The following is a 20,881-nucleotide window of genomic DNA, read 5'->3' on the forward strand; positions in this document are numbered from 1 at the left end:
GGGGTTCAGGTTCAGCTGCGCCCGGCGCCCTGGGTCCTGGACTCTGGACCCGCCCCGCCATCCCGGGCATTCCACGGCGATGGACGCTGCGCGACCGAAGAAGCGCCCGAGCGCCGCGAGCCTGAAGAAGGTCACGCCCGAGAACCTGGCGCGGCTGGGCGCCGAGCGGCTGGCCGAGATCCTGGCCGGCGTCGCCCAGGCCCGTCCGGAGCTGAAGCGCCGGCTGCGGATGGAGCTGGCGGCCGAGCAGGGCGCCGACCACCTGATGGTGGAGATCGACCGGCGCCTGGCCGCCCTGGAGACCAGCCGCTCGCGGGTCTCCTGGCGCCAGCGCAGCACGTTCGTGCGCGACCTGAAGGGCCTGCGGGAGCTCATCGCCGTCCGGCTGGCGGAGCTGGACGGGCCGGCGGCGCGCGATCGCCTGTTCCAGTTCCTGCAGCTCGCGCCGCGGCTGCGCACGCGGGTCCGCGACGCCGACGGCCAGGTGGCCGAGACGTTCGCGCAAGGGGCGCGGGACCTCTCGCGGCTGGCCGAGGCGGCGGACGTGGGGTTCCTCGCCGGCACGCTGGCCCAGCAGGTCGCCCTCGCGCCCGGCGACTGGGCCCAGTGGCTGCCGCTGGCGGTCGACGGCCGCCCGGAGCTCGCCGAGGCGACCCTGCGGCGGTTGAGCGACCACCCCGCCTTCGCCGCAAGCTGGCTTCCGAGCCTGCGAACCCTGGCCGATGCGGCCGGGAACGTGGACGCCTACCGGGCCACCTTCACGCCGGCCGAGCTGGCCGGCCAGGCCGTCGCGGCCGAGGTCGGCGCGCGCCTGCTCGCCGCAGGGCGGGTGGAGGAGGCGGGCGAGGTCCTCGAGGCGGCGGCGGCCTCGACTCCGATCCGCGCGCCGGGCCGGCGCGCCGCCGAGCCGCTGTTCGCCTGGGAGAGCGCCTGGATCGAATACCTCGAGCGGTCCGGCCAGTCGGCGGCGGCGCAGGCGGCGCTGTGGGCCTCGTTCGAGCGCACGCTGTCGGTGGACAGGGCCAGGGCCTTCATCGCCCGGCTGGGCGGCTTCGACGACGTGGAGGCCGAGGCGCGGGCCTTCGCCCTGGCCGCCGGCCACCCGGACTTCGAGGCGGGGCTGCGGTTCCTGCTCGACTGGCCGGCGCTGCCGGAGGCGGCCGGCATGATCCTGGCGCGCCGGGCCGAGGCCGAGGTCGCCGCCGAGCTGGCCGAGCTGTGGGCGGGGCGGCTGCGCACCCGCTTCCCGGAGGCCGCCGAGCTTCTGCTGCGCAAGGCCGCCGCCGCCGCGTTCCGGCGCCGCGACCTCGCCACCTGCGACCGGCTCACGGCCGAGGCGGACTCGATCGGCCTCTGAGGCAGGCCGTACTTTCCCCCTAGCCTCACGCCCCGTGATCCGGGCTAAGCTTCTCCCAACCAGAATTAAGACGGAGGAGGATGCCGATGAACGCGCCCGTGAAGCCGCCGGCCGGGTCTGCGCAGGACGAGGTCCTGTACGAGGTCTCCGAGGGGATCGCGACCCTGACCATCAACCGGCCGGAGAAGATGAACACCATCTCCGGGCCGATGCTGCGGCGGCTGTCGGAATTGCTGCTGCAGGCGAACGCCGACAAGGAGGTGCGGGTCGTCGTTCTCACCGCCGTCGGCCGCGCCTTCTGCGCGGGCCTGGACCTCGTGGACGCGACTCAGGGCGACGGCATCGGCTCGCAGAACCAGGCCCGGGCGGTGTCGGTGGACATCGACCTGCGCAACTCCCCGCCCACCGTGCTGCACCACATGGACAAGCCGACCATCTGCGCGCTGAACGGGGCCGCGGCCGGCTACGGCATGGACACCGCCCTGGGCTGCGACGTGCGGATTATGGCGCAGAGCGCCAAGATGGCCCCGGCCTTCGTCAAGCGCGGCGTGGTGCCGGAGTCCGGCGGGACCTGGATCCTGCCCCGGCTGCTGGGCTGGGAGAAGGCGGCCGAGATCGTCTTCACCGGCCGCACGCTGTCGGCGCAGGAGTGCGTGGAGATCGGCCTGGCCTCCAAGGTCGTGCCGGACGCCGAGCTCGCCTCGGCGGCGCGGGAGATGGCGAGGTCGATGGCCGAGAACGCGCCGCTGGCGGTGCAGTCGGCCAAGCGGCTGATGCGGATGGGCCTGAACGAGACGTTCAACGACCACGTCCACCACGTCTATCTGCAGTTCCTGCAGTTGATCCGCACCGACGACTTCCGCGAGGGGATGGCCTCCTTCCTCGAGAAGCGGCCGGCGGACTTCAAGGGCCGCTAGCGCGGCCGCGCCCCCTCCACCGCCTTCGGCGGTCCCCCTCCCCCGCAAGCGGGGGAGGATCTGAACCGGGCTCCTCCCCCGGCGCGAAGACGACGGGGGAGGTGGATCGGCGCGAAGCGACGAGACGGAGGGGGCGCACGCACTAGCGCGGGACCCGCCCGACCCGCACCTGGGTCGAGCCCAGGGGCAGGGTGTAGAGGCTGCCGTCGTCGGCCAGCCGCCACGCCCCGTCCCGGGCGCGGTCGAGGTCGCGGACGAACACCCGCCGGGCCAGGGCGTTATCCGGCGCCGGCAGCAGGTGGTAGAGCACCAGGAGGCGCACGCCTGCAGCGTCGGCGATGTCGGCCGCCTCGGCGGGCGAGACGTGGTAGCTCTGGATGTCGTGCATGATGGCCGAGACGCGGGGCCGGCCGGCCTCGGCCGAGGCCTGCTCGAGCGTCTCGATCATCGGCCGGGCCAGGGCCTCGGACAGCATCAGGTCTGCGCCCCGAGAGGCGGCGATCAGCGGCGCATGGGCGCGGGTGTCGCCGGTGATCACCACCGAACGGCCCTTGTAGTCGAAGCGGTAGGCGTAGGCCGGCTCGATCGGCGCGTGCTCCACCTCGATGGCGGTGATGGTCAGGTCCCCGTCCTTCAGCACGAGCCCGGTGCGGCCCTTGGCGGGGGTGGCGGGCCCGGGCAGGGCGACCGGGCGCGGGACCAGCGCCCAGGTGGCGGCGGGCATGTTCGCCTCGCCGTGGTGGGCGGTGCGGTAGCCCTGGTCGAGGCGGTAGGCCTGGTTGAAGCCGGCGACCACCTGCTCGACGCCAGGCCCGCCGTAGACCGGCAGCGGGGCGGGGCGGCCCTGCGCCCAGGTCTGCAGGTTGAGCTCGCCCAGATCGCCGATGTGGTCGGAATGGAAGTGGGTGATCAGCACGCCGGCGACCTGCGACAACGGCACGCCCCACTGCATCAGCCGCTCCACCGACTCCGGGCCCACGTCGACGACGTAGATCTTTCCGCCCGCGAAGACGGCGACGCAGGCCTTGGCGCGGTCGGGGCTGGGGAGCGGCGCGGACGAGCCGCAGACCGCCACCCGCAGCGCGTCGTCGTTCAGCAGGGCGGCGTTGCTGCGCCCGATCTGGCGCCGCGCCGCAGCCTCGAAGGCGTGCTGCTGGACGGCCGGGACGGACGCGGCGGTTCCGACGCCGAGCGCCACCGCGAGCAGGCCGGCGCCGGCCAGGACGAGCGCGCGACGGCGGGGCCGGGGCGTCTCGTCGGCGGGCCGGAGCGCGCGCAGGGCCAGCGCCAGCACCGCCACGGCGCTCGCCTCCACAGCGAGGCTGGCGGCGGTCTCGGCCAGGCCCCCGTCGGCGACGACGCCGAGCAGGCGGCCGGCGAGGATGGCGGCCAGGACGATCAGGGCGGCGGCCAGCAGCCCCCGCCGACGCAGGATCGCGCCGGCCAGGCACAGCACGGCCAGCCCCACGAACAGGCCGCCGAGGTCGGCCCTCAGGCTGGCCAAGCCGGCCGTCGTGAGGGTGGCCAGGCCCAGCCGCTCGGCCAGCCGCTCGGGGGCGGCCCAGCCCGCCAGCCCGAGCAGGGCGAACAGCAGGCCGTAGAGTCCGACGAGCCAACGCAGCGCCTGGGTCATCGTTCTGCGCCCTTCCCGAGAAGGTCGGCTGCGGCGCGCGCGGCGAGCGTCTCGGCCTCAGACGGTTCCACCCCCAGCCCCCGCAGGAGGGCGAAGGCCAGCTCGCGGCCGAGCCGTTCGGGCGCGCCGCCCTCGGGTCCGGCCGCCCGGGCGACGGCGATCTGCACGAGTCCGACGGCCGTGAGAATGGCGGCGTCCTGACTGAGGCCGGTGAAGCGGCCGGCCTTCAGTCCCGCGGCGATGTCGGCGCGCACACCCCGTTTCATGGGGGCGTCGGGGACGGCGGCGGCCGGGAACAGGCGCTGCATGGCCCGGGCGCGCTCGGGCTCGGCGGCGGCCTGGCGGACGAACCCGCAGAGGGCCCGGGCGACCCGCTCGGCGGGATCGGCCAGGCCCGCGTTCACCTCCGCCGCCAGCTGCTCGACGCCGCGGCGCACCTCCTCGCCCAGCGCCTGGGCCAGCGCCTCCTTGTCCGGGAAGTGGTTGTAGAAGCTGCCCTTGGCGACGTCCGCCGCGGCCACGATGTCGTCGATGCTGACGGCGTCCACGGACCGGTGGGCGAACAGCGCCTGCCCGGCCCTCATCAGGGCGGCGCGGGTGCGGACGCGGCGGCGGTCGGTGCGGTCGGGGGCGGCCACGGCGCGGGCTCCGTTATTAGACTAGACAGTCATTATTGAACGATCTAGTCAGTTTCGCAAGGAGGCGGCCATGACGCTGGAAGTCGAGGTCTTCTGGAGCTTTCGCAGCCCCTATTCCTACCTGGCGACGCCGAGGCTGGCGGACATCGCCGCCCGCTACGACGTGGAGCTGACGGTGCGGCCGGTCTATCCGCTCGCCGTCCGCGTCGACGGCTTCTTCAAGCGGCAGGACCGGCGCTGGCCCATGTACGTGGCGCGCGACGCGTTCCGGACCGCGCAGATGCTGGGCCTGCCGTTCGGCCCGCCGCGCCCGGACCCCATCGTCATGGACATGGCGAGCGGCGAGGTGGCCAAGGACCAGCCCTACATCCGGCGGCTGACCCACCTGGGGCAGGCTGCGGTCGAACGCGGCCGGGGCCTGGCCTTCATCCAGGAGGTGAGCCGGCTGATCTGGGGCGGAGAGGTCCAGGGCTGGAACGAGGGCGACCACCTCGCGCGCGCGGCCGTGTGGGCGGGCCTGGACCTGGCCGAGCTCGAGCAGGCGATCGAAGCCGAGGGCGAGCGCCTGGAGGCGGCGATCCAGGCGAGCCACGAGCGGCTGGAGGCGGTGGGCCACTGGGGCGTGCCCACCATGGTGTTCAGGGACGAGCCCTTCTTCGGACAGGACCGCATCGAGACCCTGCTCTGGCGGCTGCGCCAGCATGGCCTCGCCGAACGCGGCTAGCGGGCCGGAGGCTCCTGCGACGGATTGAACGCGGCGACGACATGGTCGCCCTGCCGCAGCATGATGCGCCGGCCGACGTACTCGCGCAGGGCGCCGTAGTAGCAGGCGAAGGCCAGGCTGGCGGTGCGCAGCTGGCCGAGCACGAGGTCGGGGCGCTCGCCCGCGGCGTCCCACAGCTCGACGGTGTAGGGCAAGGCCGCGCCGGCGGCGCGCTGCTCCTCCACGTCCATGTGCTTCGGATCGACCACGGCCCCTCCCAGGCGGACATCGTGCATATAGGGGCGAGGGAGTCCGTCGAAATGTGACAGAGCCGCCGAAAATCGGCGCCGGCGCCTGCGGCAGGTCGCCTCAGGGGCGCGGGTCAGCTGTCGATGAAGCTGCGGCGCTCGTGGATGCGAACCCGGCCCGGGTCCGGTGCGGGTTCGCCGGGCTGCAGCGCCTCGCTTGCCTTGCGCGCGAGGTCCTGGGCGGCGGCCTTCGAGCGGGCGACCGCCAGCACTTCGCCGCCGGCGCTCACGCCCCATTTACCCGCATAGGGCACGACGACGAAGACCTGCGGAGCCATTGGAACTCTCAACGCGACGCCCAGGCAAACCGGAAGGGGGCGCATTTGGTTTGCCCATGGGGCGAAAAAATGACGGCGGCGGATCGGCCCGATGGCGACCGGTCCGCAGCGGCGCGGCTGGACCCGCCGCCGCGAGTCGCCCCATAGCCACGCTCTAGCGCCCGAAAGAGAGGCTCAGCTTCCATGAGCGCCCTTCAGACCGAGACGCCCGCCTTTCTGGCCGTGGTGGGGCCCGGCGAGCGCCGCTGGTGGCGGCCGCTGGCCGTGGTGCTGGGCGGCGGCGGGCTGGCCTTCCTGGTCTCGGTGCTCGTTTCGGGTCTGGCGCTTGTGGGCAGCGCCATCGCCTTCGCGGACGACCTCGGCGGCAGCTTCAGCGCGGCGATCGAGACCCTGACGCAGGCGCACGGGGGCCGGCCGCTGACCAGCTACCTGGCCGAGCTGTCCACCATCGGGCTCGGCTTCGCGGCGGCCCTGGCGGTCTTCCTGATGGTCGCGAGCCGGGTCTACGGCCGGCCCATGATGAGCTTCATCACCGCGGCGGGCCGGTTCCGCTGGCGGGCCGTGGCCGGGGGCTTCCTGGTCGCCGCGCCGATGATCCTGCTGGTCATCGGCCTGGAGGTGCAGCGCAGCCCGCCGCCCGAGACCGCGCCTCTGCTGCGCGACGAGACCACCGGGGCGAAGCTGGCCTACGTGACGGCCGCCGCCGTCTTCCTGTTCCTCGCCGCCTTCGCCGAGGAGGTGGTGTTCCGCGGCTGGGCCCAGCAGCAGGTCCGCGCCTTCACCCGCCGGCTGTGGATCATCCTGCTGGTGCCGGGCGTGCTGTTCTCGCTGGGGCACGCCGATCCCAACCCCGACGCCTTCCTGGTGCGGGCGGCGATGGGGGTGGCCTGGGGCTGGATCGCCCTGCGCACCGACGGGGTGGAGTTCACCACCGGCGCGCACCTGGCCAACAACCTGATGATCAGCTTCTTCCTGACGCCGATCACCTTCGAGCCCCCCAAGCCGCTGCCGTTCGACTTCATCAGCCTGGGGCTGGAGCTGATGGTGCTGATGGCCCTGATCGCGGTCGTGGAGTACGCCCGCCGCCGCCCGTCGCTGGGACGGCGGCTCGGCATAGTTACCTAAGGATTAATTCCTGGCGCCGGATTTGCCCCGCGGCGCTCATGGTGTCCCAAGTCGAGACAGCGCCGCCCCGGCGCACGTTCAAGCAGCACGCGTTCCGCCTCGCGCCCTTCATGCTCTTGGGACCCATCACCGGCCCGCTGGTCGCCGGCGTCGTGCTGAACCTCAAGGATCGCCGGCCGGTGCTGGCCGGGCTCTATGCGGTCCTGCTGATCGAGCTGACCCTGGCCGCGCCGCTGCTGACGGCGGTGCTGACCAAGATGGCCGCCGACCTCGTCTAGTGCTTGCGGCTGACGAGCTTGTTGAAACGGCTGTCGTCGGACTTCAGCAGGGCCAGCTCGTTCTTCTCGAACCAGTCGAACCAGGTGTCCCAGTCGATCGGCTCGAGGTTCTCCTCCTTCTCGTCGAAGTCGAGCCGCAGGATGCCCGGGTCCTTGCCCTTGCCGGTGCCCTTCACGCAGGCCGGCTTGCCGTTGTTCTCCTCCGCCCAGCGGCGGATTTCGTCATGGTTGGTGGTCGGGGTGGCCGAGCTCATGCGGCGGTTCTCCCGTTTTGAGACAGGCGCCTGTCCCAACTTGGAACAGGCGCGGCGCGTTCCTTGGCGCTAGACCGCTCCGGCCAGGCGCTTGCGAAGCGCGCGCATCTCCTCGAACTTGGCGGTGACGTCGCGCATCACCGACACCATCGCCGCGACCTGGCCGGAGCCGTCCTTCACCAGCACGATGGAGAACTCCAGGCTGATGCGGGCCCCGTCCTTTCGGATGCCCGGGGCGGCCAGCAGGTCGCCGGCCCCGTATCGGCTCTCCCCCGAGGCGATGACCCGGTCGTAGCCCTCCCAGTGGCGGGCCCGCTGGGGCTCGGGGATGATCAGGTCCAGCGACTGGCCGAGGGCCTCGGCGGCGGAGAAGCCGAAGATCCGCTCCGCGCCGGGGTTCCAGAAGACGATCGCGCCCTCCCGGTCGCTGGCGACGATGGCGTCGGAGGCCGAGGCGAGCAGGGCGGGGCCAAGGGCGGCTTGGATATCCATGCTCCAGAGCCTACGTCCACAAGCAGAGCCGATCCAGCGCCGGAGACCACCCCATGCTGACCGTGACGGGCGTCGACCACCTGGTGCTGCGGGTGAAGGACCTGCCGGCCATGCTGGCCTTCTACGTGGACGTGCTGGGCTGCCCGGTGGAGCGGCGCAACGACGAGCTCGGCCTGATCCAGCTGCGTGCGGGGACGAGCCTCATCGACCTCGTGCCTGTGGACGGCCGGCTCGGCCGCGCGGGCGGCGCGGGCCCGGGCGCCGAGGGCCGCAACCTCGACCACTTCTGCCTGCGCATCGAGGGTTTCGACCTTGAGGCCGTGCGCCGGCATCTCGAGGCGCACGGCGTTTCCGTGGGCGAGAGCGGCCTGCGCTACGGCGCGGGCGGGGAGGGGATCAGCGTCTATCTCTCCGACCCCGACGGCAACGGCCTGGAGCTGAGGGGCTAGCTCTCCTCCTCCTCGTCGAAGTCGAGGTCGTCGTCGGAGAGCAGGTCGTCGAGGGCGTCGATGATGGCGTCCAGCTGCTCGGGCGAGGCCTCCACGGCCAGGGACTCGCCGCCCTGGGCCTGGATGCTGATCAGATAACCCGCATCCGTCTCTTCGAGCCGGAACTGCTCCAGGGGTTTTGCTTGGGGCATGGTCATCCTCCGCCACGTGGAAGCTTCAAGAACGCGCGCGCCCGAGCGGCGGGTCCCGTGGGCCGGCGCCAGAATTTCTCAGGGCCAGCGGCGGGGCTCGAGCCGGATCGGCCAGGGCGGGTCGATGGGCGTCCAGCCGCGCTCGCGCAGCACGTCGTTGCTCTCCACCGCCTTGCGGCCCGCCCCGAGCGACCAGGTCAGGTGGTAGGTGGAGCCGTCGGGGCGGTCGGTCGTGCCCTCGATGCGGACCACCAGGGCCTGCACGCCCGCGCCGTCGTCGGTGATCCCGACCACCTCGCCGGAGCGGGCGGTGGGCAGCCCGCCCTTCATCAGGCTTGTCAGCGACAAGGTGACGTGGTCGGCCACCACCTTCGGGTAGGCGGGGGGAAAGGCCTCGAGCAGCGCCTCGCGGTCCTGCTCGTGCAGCGCCCAGCCGACGTAGCCGCCCGCCATCGAGGTTCAGCCGCCGCCCGGCTGGTCGCGGTGGGGATCCTTGCCGTGCGACTGTTGGCTGTTGCGCGGCCCGGAGCCCGAGGGCTTGGCCTCCTTGCCACCGCCGCGGTTGCCGCCCCGGTTCCCGCCCGGATTGCCCTTGCCCGGCGCCCCGCCGCCGCGTCCGCCCTGAGCCATCGTCGCCTCCTGGTGATCGGTGATCGTCAACGGCCAACCGGCCGCCCGCCGGGCCGGTTCCCGCAAGTTGAACCGGCGCGGCGGCCGCGGATTAAGCACCGCGGGAGTTTTGCATGACGTCCGACCTGAGCGCCCTGGCCGCCGCCGTCCGCGAGCGCCGAGCCATCCTCTTCGCCGGGGCCGGGCTTTCCATGAGCGTGGGCTTACCCTCCTGGAGCCAGCTCATCGAGCACATGTGCCACGAGCTGGAGCTCGACCCGGCCTGCGTGCCGGCCGAGGCCGGCTACCAGACCCTGGCCGAGTACTACCGGCTGCAGAAGGGCAGCGTCGGTCCGCTGCGCAGCTGGATGGACCGGACCTGGAGCGTCTCGGAGGACCGGGTCCGCGCGTCCAAGGTGCACGAACTGGTCGTCGGCCTGGAGTTCCCGATCGTCTACACGACCAACTACGATAACAACCTGGAGACCGCCTACCAGCTCTACGGGCGCGAGTTCGTGAAGATCGCCAACGCCCGCGACGTGGCCCGCGCCACCGAGGGGGTGGCCCAGATCGTCAAGTTCCACGGCGACTTCGAGGACGACCAGTCCCTGGTGCTGGCCGAGACGGACTATTTCAACCGCCTGAACTTCGCCTCGCCCCTGGACGTGAAGTTCCGGGCCGACGCGCTCGGCCGCACCATCCTGTTCATCGGCTACTCGATGAGCGACCTCAACATCCGGCTGTTGCTGCACCGGCTGTGGGAGACCTGGCGCCTGTCCGGCTACGAGAAGAGCCGGCCGGCCTCCTTCGTCTTCATGCCGCGGCCGAACCCGGTGCAGGAGGCGGTGCTCGGCCAGTGGGGGATCACCGTCGTCACCGGCGAGGGCGACGACCCGGAGGCCTCGCTGATCGCCTTCCTCACCGAGCTGAAGGCGGCGGTGGACGAGGGCCGCTGAGGGTCAGTCGAACAGGTCGGGCCGGCGCTGCCGCAGCGCCAGCAGCAGGACCAAAGTTTTCATGTCCTGCAGGCCGCCGGCCTCGAAGCGGGTCCAGAGGTCGGCGAGCGGCAGCTCCAGCACCTCGATCAGCTCGTTCTCCTCGGCCAGACCGCCGCCGTCGCCGGTTCGGTCGCCCTCGGCGTAGGGCGCCAGGAAAAGGGCGATCCTCTCCGACGAGACGCCGGGCGTGGACCAGGCCTGGGCCACCGGCTCCAGGTCGGCCAGCCGCACGCCCACCTCCTCCTCCGCCTCGCGCCGGGCGCAGTCCTCGGCCGGCTCGCCATCCTCCAGCATGCCGGCAGGCGCCTCGATGAGCGCGTCCGGGCCGCCGGCCCAGACCACCGGCGCGCGGGGCGCGGCGACGACCAGGGCGCAGCGCCGCTGCGGATCGTAGGGCAGCACCGCCACCGCGTCGCCATGGTGCTCGATCTCGCGGGCGAAGGCGCCGCCGTCGGGCGCGGCGATTTCGGCGCGGATGATCTTCGACCATCCGGAATAGACGGTCTCCTCTCCGGTGATGCGGATGCGCATGCGGGCCTCCTTGCCGGGAGAGGCGCGCCGGACGCCTCAGCCCTTGTCCCTGGGCAGCTTGCGCACGAGCCGGCCGCCCTGCCAAAGCTCGGCGTTCAGCCCCTGGCGGTCGATGGCCTCGAACGCCGCCTGGGCGGCCGCATCGTCGGGGCGCTCGAACGTCTCGCCCATGCGCACGCGGCCGTCGGCCTCGATGAGATACACTCTGTACGTGGGCAACCTGGGCCCTCCCCGGGGAAGGCTTGTGCCGGGTCGCGCGGGCTTTGTCTGTCGCCTTGCGCACTCAGGCGGGATTCGGCCGCGGAACCTGCGCCGAGGCTCCGCGCTCCTTTAGCGTCGGCCGCGCAGATTCGAACCTGTGGTGCGGCGCACAGCTAGTCGGAGGCTCCCTTGGCCGCGTTCGAGACCGCCGCCAAGCAGACGGAAGAGGTCCGCAACCGCTTCATCACCCGGCTCGGCGAGGCCGAGCGGCGCCGGCTGCTGTCGGCTTCGCGCAAGGTCGAGCTGATCGCCGGCCACATCCTCTATCACCGCTCCGAGACCACCGAGCACGTCTACTTCCCTGAGCGCGGCATCGTCTCGATGGTGGCCGTGACCAGCGAAGGCGGCCAGGTGGAGAGCGGCGTGGTCGGCTGCGAAGGCGCGCTCGGCCTGGTGGAGGCGATGACCTGCTCGCCGATGTTCCCCACCGCCACCGTTCAGGCCGCCGGGGTGGCCTGGATCGCGCCCGCCGACGTCTGCCGCGAGGTGTTCTCCAGCGAGCCGGCCCGCACCCTGGTCGAGGAATACGCCCAGGCGATGCTGGCCGAGGCGCGCCAGTCGATCGCCTGCCAGGCCTTCCACCGGCTGGAGCCGCGGCTGGCCCGCTGGCTGCTGGAGTGCCGCGAGCGCGGCGAACTGGGCGAGGAGCTGCACCTGACCCAGGAGTTCCTGTCGATCATGCTGGGCGTGCAGCGCACCTCGGTGACCGCCGCCCTGGCCTCGCTCGAGCAGCGGGGCCTGCTGCGCACCGGCCGCGCCCGCGTGCGCCTGTTCGACATCGACGGCCTGGAGGCCGCCGCCTGCGAGTGCCGCGGGCTCATCCAGAGCTATCGCAGGCAGATCGGCTGCTGATCTGTCTTCCTCTCCCACTCATGGGAGAGGGGGACCACCCGCCGCAGAGCGGGTGGTGGAGAGGGCAGGCCCCAGGTGCGGCGCTGTCCGCCCCCTTCCCCGCGTCGCAGGGGAGGAAAGGGGGCCTACTCCACCGCCTCGGCGTCCCGGGCTTCCGCGTCCGCAGCGGGCGCTGGGTCTTCGGCCAGCGCCTCGGCGTCGGGCCGCAGTTGGCCGGCCAGCACCTCGCCCGTGTAGTTCTCGACCACCAGGCTGAAGGGCGTGCCGTCGGGCTTCAGCAGGACCGCCCGGTGCTCCAGCACATGCGGCGGCACGATGAGGGGGGCGTTCGGCGCGGGCCGGCGGAACAGCCGGCGGGGCGGATCGGCCATCGGTTGGAACATCAGCCGGCTCGACAGCGTCCGGCGGGTGAAGCGCAACGGGGCGACCACGGCCCCGAACGGGGTGTCGGTGGTCTCCAGGGCCTGGATCATCTCTGGCGTCAGCTGGCCGGGGCGGTACCAGTTGTCGGCCTCCGACAGCACCCGCTCGCCGCAGGCGAGCTGGACCCGGCGATAGCGCACCTCCTCGTCCGGTGCGGCGCCCAGGGCGACCCGGTCCTCGGGCCTCAGCGGCTTGTCGACCCCGATCACCGGGATGGCGCGGATCCTGGGCTCGGGGGCCAGGCCATAGTCCTCGCACCAGACCCGCAGCACGGTGGTGGCGCTGGGATAGCTCTGCAGGTTGAGGCGCAGCGCCTCCAGCCGGGCGCGCGCCTCGATCCGGCTCCGCTCATCGCCCGGCAGGACGACCGGCGCGGCGAACGCCTGGCCGGTCATGCCGAGGGCCAGCGCCATGCAGAGAGCTCCCCGCCACACCGGCTCCACCCGCCTACTTGTCGCCGAGCGAGGCGCGCAGCATCCAGGCGTGCTTCTCGTGCGCGGTCAGGCGGTCGGAGAGCAGGCTGACGGTCACCTCGTCGCCGGCCTGCTGGGCGGCGGGCAGGGCCGCCCGGGCGGTGGCGATCACCGTCTCGTGGTCCCGTTGCAGCTCGCGGACCATCTCGTCGGCGCCCTTCTCCGGGTCGCCGTCGCCGATCGACGAGAGGTTCCCGAAGGCGCGGTAGCCCTGCGGCGCGAACTCGCCCAGCGCCCGGATGCGTTCGGCGATGTCGTCGATCGCGTTCCACATCTCGGTGTAGTGCTCCATGAACAGCTGGTGCAGCGATCCGAAGTTCGGCCCACGCACGTTCCAGTGATAGCCGTGGGTCTTCAGGTAGACCGCGTAGGTGTCCGCCAGCAGCTTGGAAAGGCCCTGGGCCACGCTGGTCCGGCTCTGGGCCTCGAGGCCGGTGTTGATCCCGTCCGCCATGTCCGTCTCCTTCGATCCTTACGCTTCCACCGCCGAACGGCCACGCAGGGGCCGCGTTCCGGCCTGCGCCCGCGCCTCGGCCCGGCGCCAGGCGCGCTCGTGCAGGGCGAAGGCGATGGTCTGGAAGATGGGCTCGATCATCCCGATCGCCAGCGCCGCGCGCCAGTCGCGGGTCAGCGCGAAGGCCACCGCCACCGCCACGATCAGGTGGGTCAGGCTGTAGGTCAGCGTCTTCTTCGCGATCTGCATGGCTCGAACCTAATTGCGAACGATTCGCAAAATAGGCTGGAGCGATGGTGGTTGCAAGACTCCTTCGGAAATTTCTATGGCTGACCGCCTCTCCCCACGGGTTGAGCCTGGGGGAGAGGAGGGCGCTCACATCGGATCGCCGCTGATGCCGCGGGCCGGCAGGTCCGCCAGGGCGACGCCGCCGTCGACGGCGATGGTGTCGCCGACCACGTAGTCGCCGGCCCGCGAGGCCAGGTAGATGGCGGCGGCGGCCATGTCCTCGTCCGTGCCGATGCGGCCGAGCGGGACGCGCCGGCCGACTTCCTCGGATTGGTCGCGGGCGGCGCGGTTCATCTGCGAGGCGAAGGGGCCCGGCGCGATGCAGCTCATCACGATCTTGTCGCGCACCAGCCGGGCGGCCATCCGGCGGGTGAGGTAGATCAGGCCGGCCTTGGAGGCGTGATAGGAGTAGGTGTCCATCGGGTTCAGCTTGATGCCGTCGATGGAGGCGATGTTGATCACCTTCGCCGGCCGCTCGGGGCTGGCGGCCTTCTTCAGGGTCTCGTGCAGGGCCTGGGTCAGGAAAAAGGGGCTCTTCAGGTTCAGGTCCAGCACCTTGTCCCAGCCGCTCTCGGGGAACTCCTCGAACTTCGCGCCCCAGGCGGCCCCGGCGTTGTTGACCAGGATGTCGAGCTTCTCCTCGCGCGCCAGCAACTGGTCGCGCAGGGCGTGGCAGCCCTCCACGGTGGAGATGTCCTGGGGCAGGGAGATGCACTCGCCTTGCCTGGACAGCTCCGCAGCGGCGGCGTCGCAGGCCTCGGCCTTGCGGGCCGAGATGTAGACCTTGGCGCCCGAGGCGATGAAGCCTTCGGCGATCATCCGCCCGATCCCCCGCGAGCCGCCGGTGACCAGGGCGGTGCGCCCCTTCAGAGAAAACAGATCGGCGACGTTCATGTGGGCTCCTCCCCTACGCGGGCGCATAGGCTTAGCGAAGGGGAGGGCCAGCACAAGCCGCTCAGCCGCGGGCGTGCGCGTCCCGGACGCGCAGCCATGGGAGCGCCGCGATCGTCCAGCGGCCCGGACCAAAGGCCGCCAGTTGCAGCAGTCCGCCGGCGATCGCCAGGTTCTTCAGGGCGTGGATCAGCTCGTTTTGGTCGCCGAACTGGCGGTGGAAGATGACGGCCGTCGCCAGGCAGAACCCGGCCAGGGCCAGCGAGGCCCACCGCGCGCCCGGCCCGAGCAGGATCAGAACGCCGCCGACGCACTCGGCCAGCAGGGCTGCGACATAGGCCAGCTGGGGGTGAGGTACGCCATAGCTCGCGATGTAGCCCATGACGGCGTCGGGGGCCTGAAACTTCCCATGGGCGCTCCAGAGGAAGATGGCGCTGAGGGCCGCACGCCCGGCCAGCGCGGATGCGTTGGTGAACATGGTCGTGTCCGAAGGAGATCAGGCCGCGAGGCGGCGGTTGAGGTCGATCAGGTCCTCGTCCGAGAGGACGGCGCAGGCGGTGGCCTGCATCAGCTGCTCGAACACGCCCGGCGGAGCCCCGGCCCGCACCCCACCCATCAGCTGCGCCCGCTCGGGCCGGCTGAGCGCCTCGAGCATCGCCTGGAGCAGGACCGTCAGCTCGTCCGGAGGGATCGACGCGACGATCTCCCCCTCCATCGCGATCAGCTCCTCGTCAGTGAAGAGGCGCTGGAGGAGAGGCATGATGATCTGCTCCTCGTGGGCCATGTGCAGGAAGTCGGCGGCCATGAACCGGGCCAGCGCCAGGTAGAGCTCGCGTCCCCGAGCGGGACGCTCGAGCGCATCGGCGCCGGCGATCCGTCCGGCCAGGTGGACGAACTCGGCGAAGGCCGCCCGGTGCTCTCCGTGCTGCGCCTCCAGCAGGATCACCGCGTCCGGCGCGCGGGCGGCGAGTAGAGGGTGGATCACCGCCTCCTCGTGCTCGAGGTGCTTGGCCGCGGTGTGCAGCAACTCGCTGACGACCCCGATCGTCCGGGCCGCCGCGGCCTCGTCGCTGAAGTCGGTGACGCCGATAAGGGTGAGCGTGCGGGCCTGCAGCAGGCGCAGGGCTTTGTGGATGGGGCCATAGAGGTCGTGACGTTCCATGTTGCGCCCTCCTAAGCCGCCGCCGTCGCCGCCGCCCGGCGAAGGCGCGCCGCCGAGGTGGCCTTGTCGACGTAACGCTCGGTGTGGAAGTCGCCGCCCTGCGCCCAGTGACGGACGATGCGGGCGAACCGTTCGCCGTACCGCTCGCCGGTGACGAGGTCGCTGGGCGGCGTCGCCTCCTCCACCGGCACGTCGGCGAGGCTCTGGCTCATGGGGCCGAGGAAGGCGCCGAGCCGGTTGACGTCGTCCACGCCGGCCCCGCTCCAGTTGGCGCCGGGGTGGTCGCCCATCGGCACCCAGAACATGCCCATCTGGGCGGCGAAGACCAGCAGCTGGATCTGCGTGTTGGTCTTGTCGCCGTTCAGCGAGGCCGAGCTGGTGAAGCCGCCGGCGAACTTGTCCTTCCAGCCCTGGACCCACCAGGGCTCGAAGCAGCCCTCCATGAAGGCTTTGAACGGGGCGCTCGGCATGCCCATCAGGGTGGTGCAGCCGAAGATCACGCCGTCGGCGGCCTGGAGCGTGCGCATCATCGCCTCGTCCCGCCAGCGCATGCGCCGGTCGAGCTGTTCGGGGACGATGCGCAGGAGGTCGGCGGAGACACCTTCGACGCGCGATGCGCCGCGGTGGACCGCCTGGGCCAGCAGGCCGGTCCGCCCGCTGGCCGAATGATAGACGATAGCGACCTTGGTCATGGTCGTTGGCTCCCTTCGAGACGTGGAGCCGACCAACTATGCCCAGACTGCATCTGCGTCAGCGTTGACCTTCGCCATGCAGAGTTCGATTTTCCGAACATGGATTGGGAGGATCTTCGGTATTTCCTCGCCGTCGCCAAGGCGCGGACAGCCACGGGCGCAGCGCGCGAGCTGAAGGCCAGCCCCTCGACGGTGATCAAGCGCGTGTCCGACCTGGAGCGGACGCTCGGGCAACTGTTGTTCGACCGCTCCCGGGAGGGCTACGCGCTCACAGCCTTCGGCCAGGCGATTCTCGAGCGGGCCCAGCCGCTCGAGTCCGCGGCTCACGATATCGCCCGCTTCGCGGAAGGCGCGCCGACGGCGCCTTCGGGGCTGGTGCGGATCTCGACGACGGAGTCGCTGGCCAGCGGCTGGCTCGCTTCCCGGCTCGTCCGCTTCCACCGCCAGCACCCCGGCATATCCATCGAGATCCTGGCCGGGTCGGAGGTCGTGAGTCTCGGCCGCCGTGAGGCGGACGTCGCCCTGCGCCTGGCGCGGCCGGAGGGCGGCGACCTGCGGGCCCGGCGCGTCGGCGAGGTCTCGTTCGCGGGCTACCGGCTGCGGGGCGGCGACGTCGATCCCGGGGCTTGGATGGTCTTCCACGAACAGCCGGCGCGCACCGCGATCGCCCGGCTTCCGGAGAGCCGGCTCGGCGGGCGCGCGCCCGTGCTGCGGGCCAGCGACTTCATCACCCATCAGGAGGCGGCGCGCTCGGGCCTCGCCTGCGCGATCCTGCCCTGCTTTATGGGCGACCCGGACCCGCTGCTGGAGCGCGTGGACGAGGGCGACCCGCCACTCAGCCTCGGCCTCTGGCTGGTGGTTCATCGCGACCTTCGGTCCTCGCCGCGGGTGCAGGCCGTCATGGCCTTCCTCGCGGACGAGGCGCACGCGAGCCGCAGGCTCCTCGCTGGCCGCTAGGTGCGACCCCTGCGGCATAATTGACTAGCGCCGCCGCGGCGAGGCGGCTAACACCCGTTTGAATTTGCGGCCGGCGAGTCCAGCGCGCGGCCGGGATAAGCCCGTGAGGACGCTCAACATGACTGCGATCAATCCGGTGACCGACCTGACGGTCGAAGGCGATGTGGCGATCGTCACCCTCAACTCGCCGCCGGTGAACGCCCTCTCGCAGAAGGTCCGCGAGGGGCTGCACGCCGCCTTCCAGCAGGCCTGCGCCGACGGCGCCGCCAAGGCGGTGGTGCTGATCTGCGAAGGCCGCACCTTCATCGCCGGCGCCGACATCACCGAGTTCGGCGGGGCCATGGGCGGCCCCTCGCTGCAGGACGTGCAGGACGCCATCGAAGGCTGCTCCAAGCCGGTCGTCGCGGCCATCCACGGCACCGCGCTCGGCGGCGGCCTCGAGGTCGCGCTGTGCTGCCACTACCGCGTGGCCGTCCCGTCCGCGAAGGTCGGCCTGCCGGAAGTGAACATCGGCCTGCTGCCGGGCGCCGGCGGCACCCAGCGGCTGCCGCGCATCGTCGGCGTCGAGAAGGCGCTGCAGATGGTCACCAGCGGCGAGCATGTGCCGGCCAAGGCGGCCCTGGAGATGGGCCTGGTCGACGAGCTGGTGGACGAGGGCAAGCTGCGCGACGGCGCGGTCGCCTACGCCAAGAAGGTGATCGCCGAGAACCGCCCGCTGCGGAAGGTCCGCGACAACGACGACAAGATCCAGGAAGCCAAGGGCAAGCCGGAGATCTTCGAGAACTTCCGCAAGGCCAACGCCCGCAAGTTCCGCGGCTTCATGGCCCCGGAGAACAACATCAAGGCGGTCGAGGCGGCGGTGAACCTGCCCTTCGACGAGGGCCTGAAGCAAGAGCGCAAGCTGTTCAACGAGCTGATGATGGGCCCGCAGTCGGCCGCCCAGCGCTACTACTTCTTCGCCGAGCGCCAGGCCCAGAAGATCCCCGACGTGGGCGACGACGTGGCCACCATCCCGATCAAGAGCGTCGGCATCATCGGCGCCGGCACCATGGGCGGCGGCATCGCCATGAACTTCGCCAACGCCGGCATCGACGTGAAGATCGTCGAGGTGAAGCCCGAGGCGCTGGAGCGGGGCCTGGGCGTGGTGCGAAAGAACTACGAGCGCACCGCCTCCCGCGGCGGCATCACCGCCCAGCAGGTCGAAGAGCGGATGGGCCGCATCAAGGGCACCCTCTCGATGGAGGACCTGGCCGACGTCGACCTCGTCATCGAGGCGGTGTTCGAGCGGATGGACATCAAGAAGGACATCTTCGCCAACCTGGACCGCATCTGTAAGCCGGGCGCGATCCTGGGCACCAACACCTCGGGCCTGAACATCAACGAGATCGCCTCGGCCACCAAGCGTCCCGAGAGCGTCATCGGCCTGCACTTCTTCTCGCCGGCCAACGTGATGAAGCTGCTGGAGATCGTCCGCGCCGACCACACCTCCAAGGAGGTGATCGCCACCTCGATGAAGCTGGCCAAGCAGATCGGCAAGATCGCCGTGCTGGTCGGCGTCTGCCCGGGCTTCGTCGGCAACCGCATCCTGGGCGCGCGCCAGCGCGAGGCCCAGAAGCTGGTGATGGAAGGGGCGATGCCCTGGGACATCGACCGCGTCCTCTACGACTTCGGCTTCCCGATGGGGCCGTTCGCGATGAGCGACCTAGCCGGCCTCGACATCGGCTGGGTGAAGGAGCGCTCGAAGGGCGAGAGCATCCGCGACGTGCTCTGCGAGATGGACCGCCGTGGCCAGAAGACCGGCGCCGGCTACTACGACTACGATGAGAACCGCAACGCCAAGCCCAGCCCCGTCACCGAGAAGATCATCAACGACTTCATCGTGAAGAGCGGCCGCAACCCGCGGAAGATCTCCGACGAGGAGATTCTCGAGCGCTGCATCTACCCGATGATCAACGAGGGGGCGAAGATCCTCGAAGAGGGCAAGGCGCTGCGCGCCTCCGACATCGACGTGGTCTGGGTCAACGGCTACGGCTGGCCGGTCTACCGCGGCGGGCCGATGTTCTACGGAGACCAGATCGGGCCGGACAAGGTGCTGGCCAAGATGAAGGAGTTCGAGGCGACCATGGGCGACGTCTTCAAGCCGGCCGCCCTGCTCGAGAAGATGGTCGCCGAAGGCACGACCTTCGCCAAGCTGCCCGCCAACCCCCGCATTCTCTAAGCCCACGAATTTCTTAGAAACCAGGACTCCTACGACATGCGTGAAGCCGTCATCGTCTCCGCCGCCCGCACCCCGATCGGGAAGGCCTATCGCGGCGCGTTCAACAACACCACGGCCCCGACCCTGGCCAGCTTCGCCATCAAGGCGGCGGTCGAGCGGGCCGGCGTCGATCCGGGCGAGATCGACGACGTGGTGATGGGCGCGGCCCTGCAGCAGGGCACCACGGGCTCCAACATCGCCCGCGCCGCCGCGCTGCGTTCGGGCCTGCCGAACACCGTCTCGGGCATGAGCCTCGACCGCCAGTGCTCGTCGGGCCTGATGGCCGTGGCGACCGCCGCCAAGTACATCATCAACGACGGCGCTCCGGTGGCCATCGGCGGCGGCATCGAGTCGATCTCGCTCGTCCAGAACGACAAGATGAACCGCTTCAAGGCCCGCGACGAATGGCTGGCCGAGCACGTGCCGGAACTGGCCGTCTCGATGATCGAGACCGCCGAGATCGTCGCCGACCGCTACAACGTCTCCCGCGAGTACCAGGACGAGTACGCCCTGCAGTCGCAGCAGCGCACCGCCCAGGCCCAGTCGGAAGGCCGCTTCGACAAGGAGATCGTCCCGGTCACCACCACCATGATGGTGCAGAACAAGGAGACCGGCGAATTCTCCGAGAAGGAGATCACCATCCGCCAGGACGAGGGCAACCGCCCGCAGACCACCCTGGCCGACCTGCAGAAGCTGCAGCCGGTGTTCAAGGGCGGCCGCTACGTCCAGGAAGGCAAGTTCGTGACCGCCGGCAACGCCAGCCAGCTGTCGGACGGCGCCGCCGCCGTGGTGCTGATGGAAGCCAAGGAAGCCGAGCGCCGCGGCCTGCAGCCGCTGGGCGCCTACCGCGGCATGGCCGTGGCCGGCTGCGGCCCGGAGGAGATGGGCATCGGCCCGGTGTTCGCCATCCCCAAGCTGCTCGAGCGCAACGGCCTGAAGATCGACGACATCGACATGTGGGAGCTGAACGAGGCCTTCGCCTCGCAGCTGCTCTACTGCCGTGACAAGCTGGGCATCCCCAACGAGAAGCTGAACGTCTCGGGCGGCGCCATCTCCATCGGCCACCCCTACGGCATGACCGGCGCCCGCTGCACGGCCCACATCATGTACGAAGGCAAGCGCCGCGGGGCCAAGTACGGCGTCGTCACCATGTGCGTCGGCGGCGGCATGGGCGCGGCCGGGCTGTTCGAAATCTTCTAAGCGGGGCGCGAGCACGCGCTTTCTTTTGAAGTTTACCTAACGTCGGCCGCGTCTGTTCAGGCGCGGCCGTCTTTTTTCTGCAACACTGATAAAAAACAGCGATCATCTAACGGTGACATTCCAGACCGCCTGAGCAATGCTCCCCACTGTGACGCTGGCCGCCAGAGCCGGCGCACGCGGAAACGCATGAACCGGCCGCGGGCCGGGGGG

The 20,881-nt window shown here is 71.1% G+C and carries 29 protein-coding genes; 11 read left to right on the forward strand and 18 right to left on the reverse strand.

The features are described from left to right. The first annotated feature begins 79 nt into the window (after positions 1-79). Positions 80-1,357, forward strand: coding sequence for a DUF6880 family protein (locus ACFSC0_RS09965; RefSeq protein ID WP_377283091.1), 1,278 nt, complete (start codon positions 80-82; stop codon positions 1,355-1,357). A gap of 86 nt (positions 1,358-1,443) precedes the next feature. Next, a complete protein-coding gene (locus tag ACFSC0_RS09970; protein ID WP_377283090.1) occupies positions 1,444-2,274 on the forward strand; it encodes an enoyl-CoA hydratase/isomerase family protein in 831 nt (276 codons plus the stop codon). Between the two features lie 142 nt (positions 2,275-2,416). On the opposite strand, the gene ACFSC0_RS09975 is transcribed toward ACFSC0_RS09970, so the two are convergent. Beyond that, complete coding sequence (locus ACFSC0_RS09975; protein ID WP_377283089.1) at positions 2,417-3,907, reverse strand: MBL fold metallo-hydrolase; 1,491 nt, start codon at positions 3,905-3,907, stop codon at positions 2,417-2,419. Continuing rightward, positions 3,904-4,545 (reverse strand): TetR/AcrR family transcriptional regulator, encoded by a 642-nt coding sequence (locus tag ACFSC0_RS09980; protein WP_377283088.1) that lies wholly within the window; start codon positions 4,543-4,545, stop codon positions 3,904-3,906. Before ACFSC0_RS09980 ends, ACFSC0_RS09975 begins: the two co-directional genes overlap by 4 nt. A 70-nt stretch (positions 4,546-4,615) precedes the next feature. Here ACFSC0_RS09980 and ACFSC0_RS09985 point away from each other — a divergent pair, with 70 nt between their 5' ends. After that, positions 4,616-5,269: a 2-hydroxychromene-2-carboxylate isomerase gene (locus tag ACFSC0_RS09985; RefSeq protein WP_377283087.1), complete on the forward strand. Its 654-nt coding sequence runs from the start codon at positions 4,616-4,618 to the stop codon at positions 5,267-5,269. Here ACFSC0_RS09985 and ACFSC0_RS09990 read toward each other — a convergent pair. Then, entirely contained in the window at positions 5,266-5,544 is a 279-nt protein-coding gene (locus ACFSC0_RS09990; protein WP_377355141.1) for a hypothetical protein, read from the reverse strand. The two genes, ACFSC0_RS09985 and ACFSC0_RS09990, sit on opposite strands and share 4 nt — an antisense overlap. A gap of 86 nt (positions 5,545-5,630) precedes the next feature. After that, positions 5,631-5,834 carry a hypothetical protein gene (locus ACFSC0_RS09995; protein ID WP_377283085.1) on the reverse strand — a complete coding sequence of 68 codons (204 nt, stop codon included), beginning with the start codon at positions 5,832-5,834 and terminating at the stop codon, positions 5,631-5,633. Positions 5,835-6,017: 183 nt separating this feature from the next. Between ACFSC0_RS09995 and ACFSC0_RS10000 the strand changes: the two genes are divergently transcribed. Beyond that, complete coding sequence (locus ACFSC0_RS10000) at positions 6,018-6,959, forward strand: CPBP family intramembrane glutamic endopeptidase (protein WP_377283084.1); 942 nt, start codon at positions 6,018-6,020, stop codon at positions 6,957-6,959. 110 nt (positions 6,960-7,069) lie between these two features. Then, complete coding sequence (locus tag ACFSC0_RS10005; RefSeq protein WP_377283083.1) at positions 7,070-7,237, forward strand: hypothetical protein; 168 nt, start codon at positions 7,070-7,072, stop codon at positions 7,235-7,237. Here ACFSC0_RS10005 and ACFSC0_RS10010 read toward each other — a convergent pair. Together ACFSC0_RS10010 and ACFSC0_RS10015 are read right to left on the reverse strand one after the other, a co-directional pair. After that, complete coding sequence (locus tag ACFSC0_RS10010) at positions 7,234-7,491, reverse strand: hypothetical protein (protein ID WP_377283082.1); 258 nt, start codon at positions 7,489-7,491, stop codon at positions 7,234-7,236. The genes ACFSC0_RS10005 and ACFSC0_RS10010 overlap by 4 nt on opposite strands. 69 nt (positions 7,492-7,560) lie before the next feature. Beyond that, the gene (locus ACFSC0_RS10015) at positions 7,561-7,983 is read right to left on the reverse strand and encodes a PAS domain-containing protein (RefSeq protein WP_377283081.1); all 423 of its coding nucleotides are present in this window, start codon (positions 7,981-7,983) and stop codon (positions 7,561-7,563) included. A gap of 53 nt (positions 7,984-8,036) precedes the next feature. Between ACFSC0_RS10015 and ACFSC0_RS10020 the strand changes: the two genes are divergently transcribed. After that, on the forward strand, positions 8,037-8,432 hold the full coding sequence (locus ACFSC0_RS10020) for a VOC family protein (RefSeq protein WP_377283080.1): 396 nt from the start codon (positions 8,037-8,039) through the stop codon (positions 8,430-8,432). Here the strand turns inward: ACFSC0_RS10020 and ACFSC0_RS10025 are convergent. From ACFSC0_RS10025 to ACFSC0_RS10035, 3 genes are all read right to left on the reverse strand, one after another. After that, positions 8,429-8,623, reverse strand: coding sequence for a hypothetical protein (locus ACFSC0_RS10025; protein WP_377283079.1), 195 nt, complete (start codon positions 8,621-8,623; stop codon positions 8,429-8,431). The two genes, ACFSC0_RS10020 and ACFSC0_RS10025, sit on opposite strands and share 4 nt — an antisense overlap. Positions 8,624-8,701: 78 nt before the next feature. Beyond that, a complete protein-coding gene (locus ACFSC0_RS10030; protein ID WP_377283078.1) occupies positions 8,702-9,076 on the reverse strand; it encodes a hypothetical protein in 375 nt (124 codons plus the stop codon). Between the two features lie 6 nt (positions 9,077-9,082). Then, positions 9,083-9,253, reverse strand: a complete 171-nt coding sequence (locus tag ACFSC0_RS10035) for a hypothetical protein (RefSeq protein WP_377283077.1) — start codon at positions 9,251-9,253, stop codon at positions 9,083-9,085. A gap of 113 nt (positions 9,254-9,366) precedes the next feature. Between ACFSC0_RS10035 and ACFSC0_RS10040 the strand changes: the two genes are divergently transcribed. Further along, entirely contained in the window at positions 9,367-10,188 is an 822-nt protein-coding gene (locus ACFSC0_RS10040) for an SIR2 family NAD-dependent protein deacylase (RefSeq protein WP_377283076.1), read from the forward strand. A gap of 3 nt (positions 10,189-10,191) precedes the next feature. On the opposite strand, the gene ACFSC0_RS10045 is transcribed toward ACFSC0_RS10040, so the two are convergent. Then, positions 10,192-10,761, reverse strand: a complete 570-nt coding sequence (locus ACFSC0_RS10045; protein WP_377283075.1) for an NUDIX domain-containing protein — start codon at positions 10,759-10,761, stop codon at positions 10,192-10,194. Positions 10,762-10,797: 36 nt separating this feature from the next. After that, on the reverse strand, positions 10,798-10,980 hold the full coding sequence (locus ACFSC0_RS10050; RefSeq protein WP_377283074.1) for a hypothetical protein: 183 nt from the start codon (positions 10,978-10,980) through the stop codon (positions 10,798-10,800). Between the two features lie 171 nt (positions 10,981-11,151). Here ACFSC0_RS10050 and ACFSC0_RS10055 point away from each other — a divergent pair, with 171 nt between their 5' ends. Next, a complete protein-coding gene (locus tag ACFSC0_RS10055) occupies positions 11,152-11,874 on the forward strand; it encodes a Crp/Fnr family transcriptional regulator (RefSeq protein ID WP_377283073.1) in 723 nt (240 codons plus the stop codon). A gap of 125 nt (positions 11,875-11,999) precedes the next feature. Here ACFSC0_RS10055 and ACFSC0_RS10060 read toward each other — a convergent pair whose 3' ends face one another. The 7 genes from ACFSC0_RS10060 to ACFSC0_RS10090 form a co-directional block, all read right to left on the reverse strand. Then, positions 12,000-12,710, reverse strand: coding sequence for a hypothetical protein (locus ACFSC0_RS10060; protein ID WP_377283072.1), 711 nt, complete (start codon positions 12,708-12,710; stop codon positions 12,000-12,002). 34 nt (positions 12,711-12,744) lie between these two features. Further along, positions 12,745-13,224: a Dps family protein gene (locus tag ACFSC0_RS10065; RefSeq protein ID WP_377283071.1), complete on the reverse strand. Its 480-nt coding sequence runs from the start codon at positions 13,222-13,224 to the stop codon at positions 12,745-12,747. Between the two features lie 18 nt (positions 13,225-13,242). Further along, positions 13,243-13,473: a DUF2061 domain-containing protein gene (locus ACFSC0_RS10070; RefSeq protein WP_377283070.1), complete on the reverse strand. Its 231-nt coding sequence runs from the start codon at positions 13,471-13,473 to the stop codon at positions 13,243-13,245. 126 nt (positions 13,474-13,599) lie between these two features. After that, positions 13,600-14,406 (reverse strand): SDR family oxidoreductase, encoded by an 807-nt coding sequence (locus ACFSC0_RS10075; RefSeq protein ID WP_377283069.1) that lies wholly within the window; start codon positions 14,404-14,406, stop codon positions 13,600-13,602. Positions 14,407-14,467: 61 nt separating this feature from the next. Further along, entirely contained in the window at positions 14,468-14,881 is a 414-nt protein-coding gene (locus tag ACFSC0_RS10080; RefSeq protein ID WP_377283068.1) for a DoxX family protein, read from the reverse strand. Positions 14,882-14,899: 18 nt separating this feature from the next. Then, positions 14,900-15,565, reverse strand: coding sequence for a hemerythrin domain-containing protein (locus ACFSC0_RS10085; RefSeq protein ID WP_377283067.1), 666 nt, complete (start codon positions 15,563-15,565; stop codon positions 14,900-14,902). A gap of 11 nt (positions 15,566-15,576) precedes the next feature. Beyond that, a complete protein-coding gene (locus ACFSC0_RS10090) occupies positions 15,577-16,257 on the reverse strand; it encodes a flavodoxin family protein (RefSeq protein ID WP_377283066.1) in 681 nt (226 codons plus the stop codon). Between the two features lie 99 nt (positions 16,258-16,356). On the opposite strand from ACFSC0_RS10090, the gene ACFSC0_RS10095 reads away from it, so the two are divergent. From ACFSC0_RS10095 to ACFSC0_RS10105, 3 genes are all read left to right on the forward strand, one after another. Beyond that, positions 16,357-17,214: a LysR family transcriptional regulator gene (locus tag ACFSC0_RS10095; RefSeq protein WP_377283065.1), complete on the forward strand. Its 858-nt coding sequence runs from the start codon at positions 16,357-16,359 to the stop codon at positions 17,212-17,214. 118 nt (positions 17,215-17,332) lie between these two features. After that, positions 17,333-19,432 carry a 3-hydroxyacyl-CoA dehydrogenase NAD-binding domain-containing protein gene (locus ACFSC0_RS10100; RefSeq protein WP_377283064.1) on the forward strand — a complete coding sequence of 700 codons (2,100 nt, stop codon included), beginning with the start codon at positions 17,333-17,335 and terminating at the stop codon, positions 19,430-19,432. Positions 19,433-19,468: 36 nt separating this feature from the next. After that, complete coding sequence (locus ACFSC0_RS10105) at positions 19,469-20,671, forward strand: acetyl-CoA C-acyltransferase (protein ID WP_377283063.1); 1,203 nt, start codon at positions 19,469-19,471, stop codon at positions 20,669-20,671. The last annotated feature ends 210 nt before the right edge of the window (positions 20,672-20,881 follow it).

The sequence above is a fragment of the Phenylobacterium terrae genome (genome assembly GCF_042681205.1).
Classification (GTDB): domain Bacteria; phylum Pseudomonadota; class Alphaproteobacteria; order Caulobacterales; family Caulobacteraceae; genus Phenylobacterium; species Phenylobacterium terrae.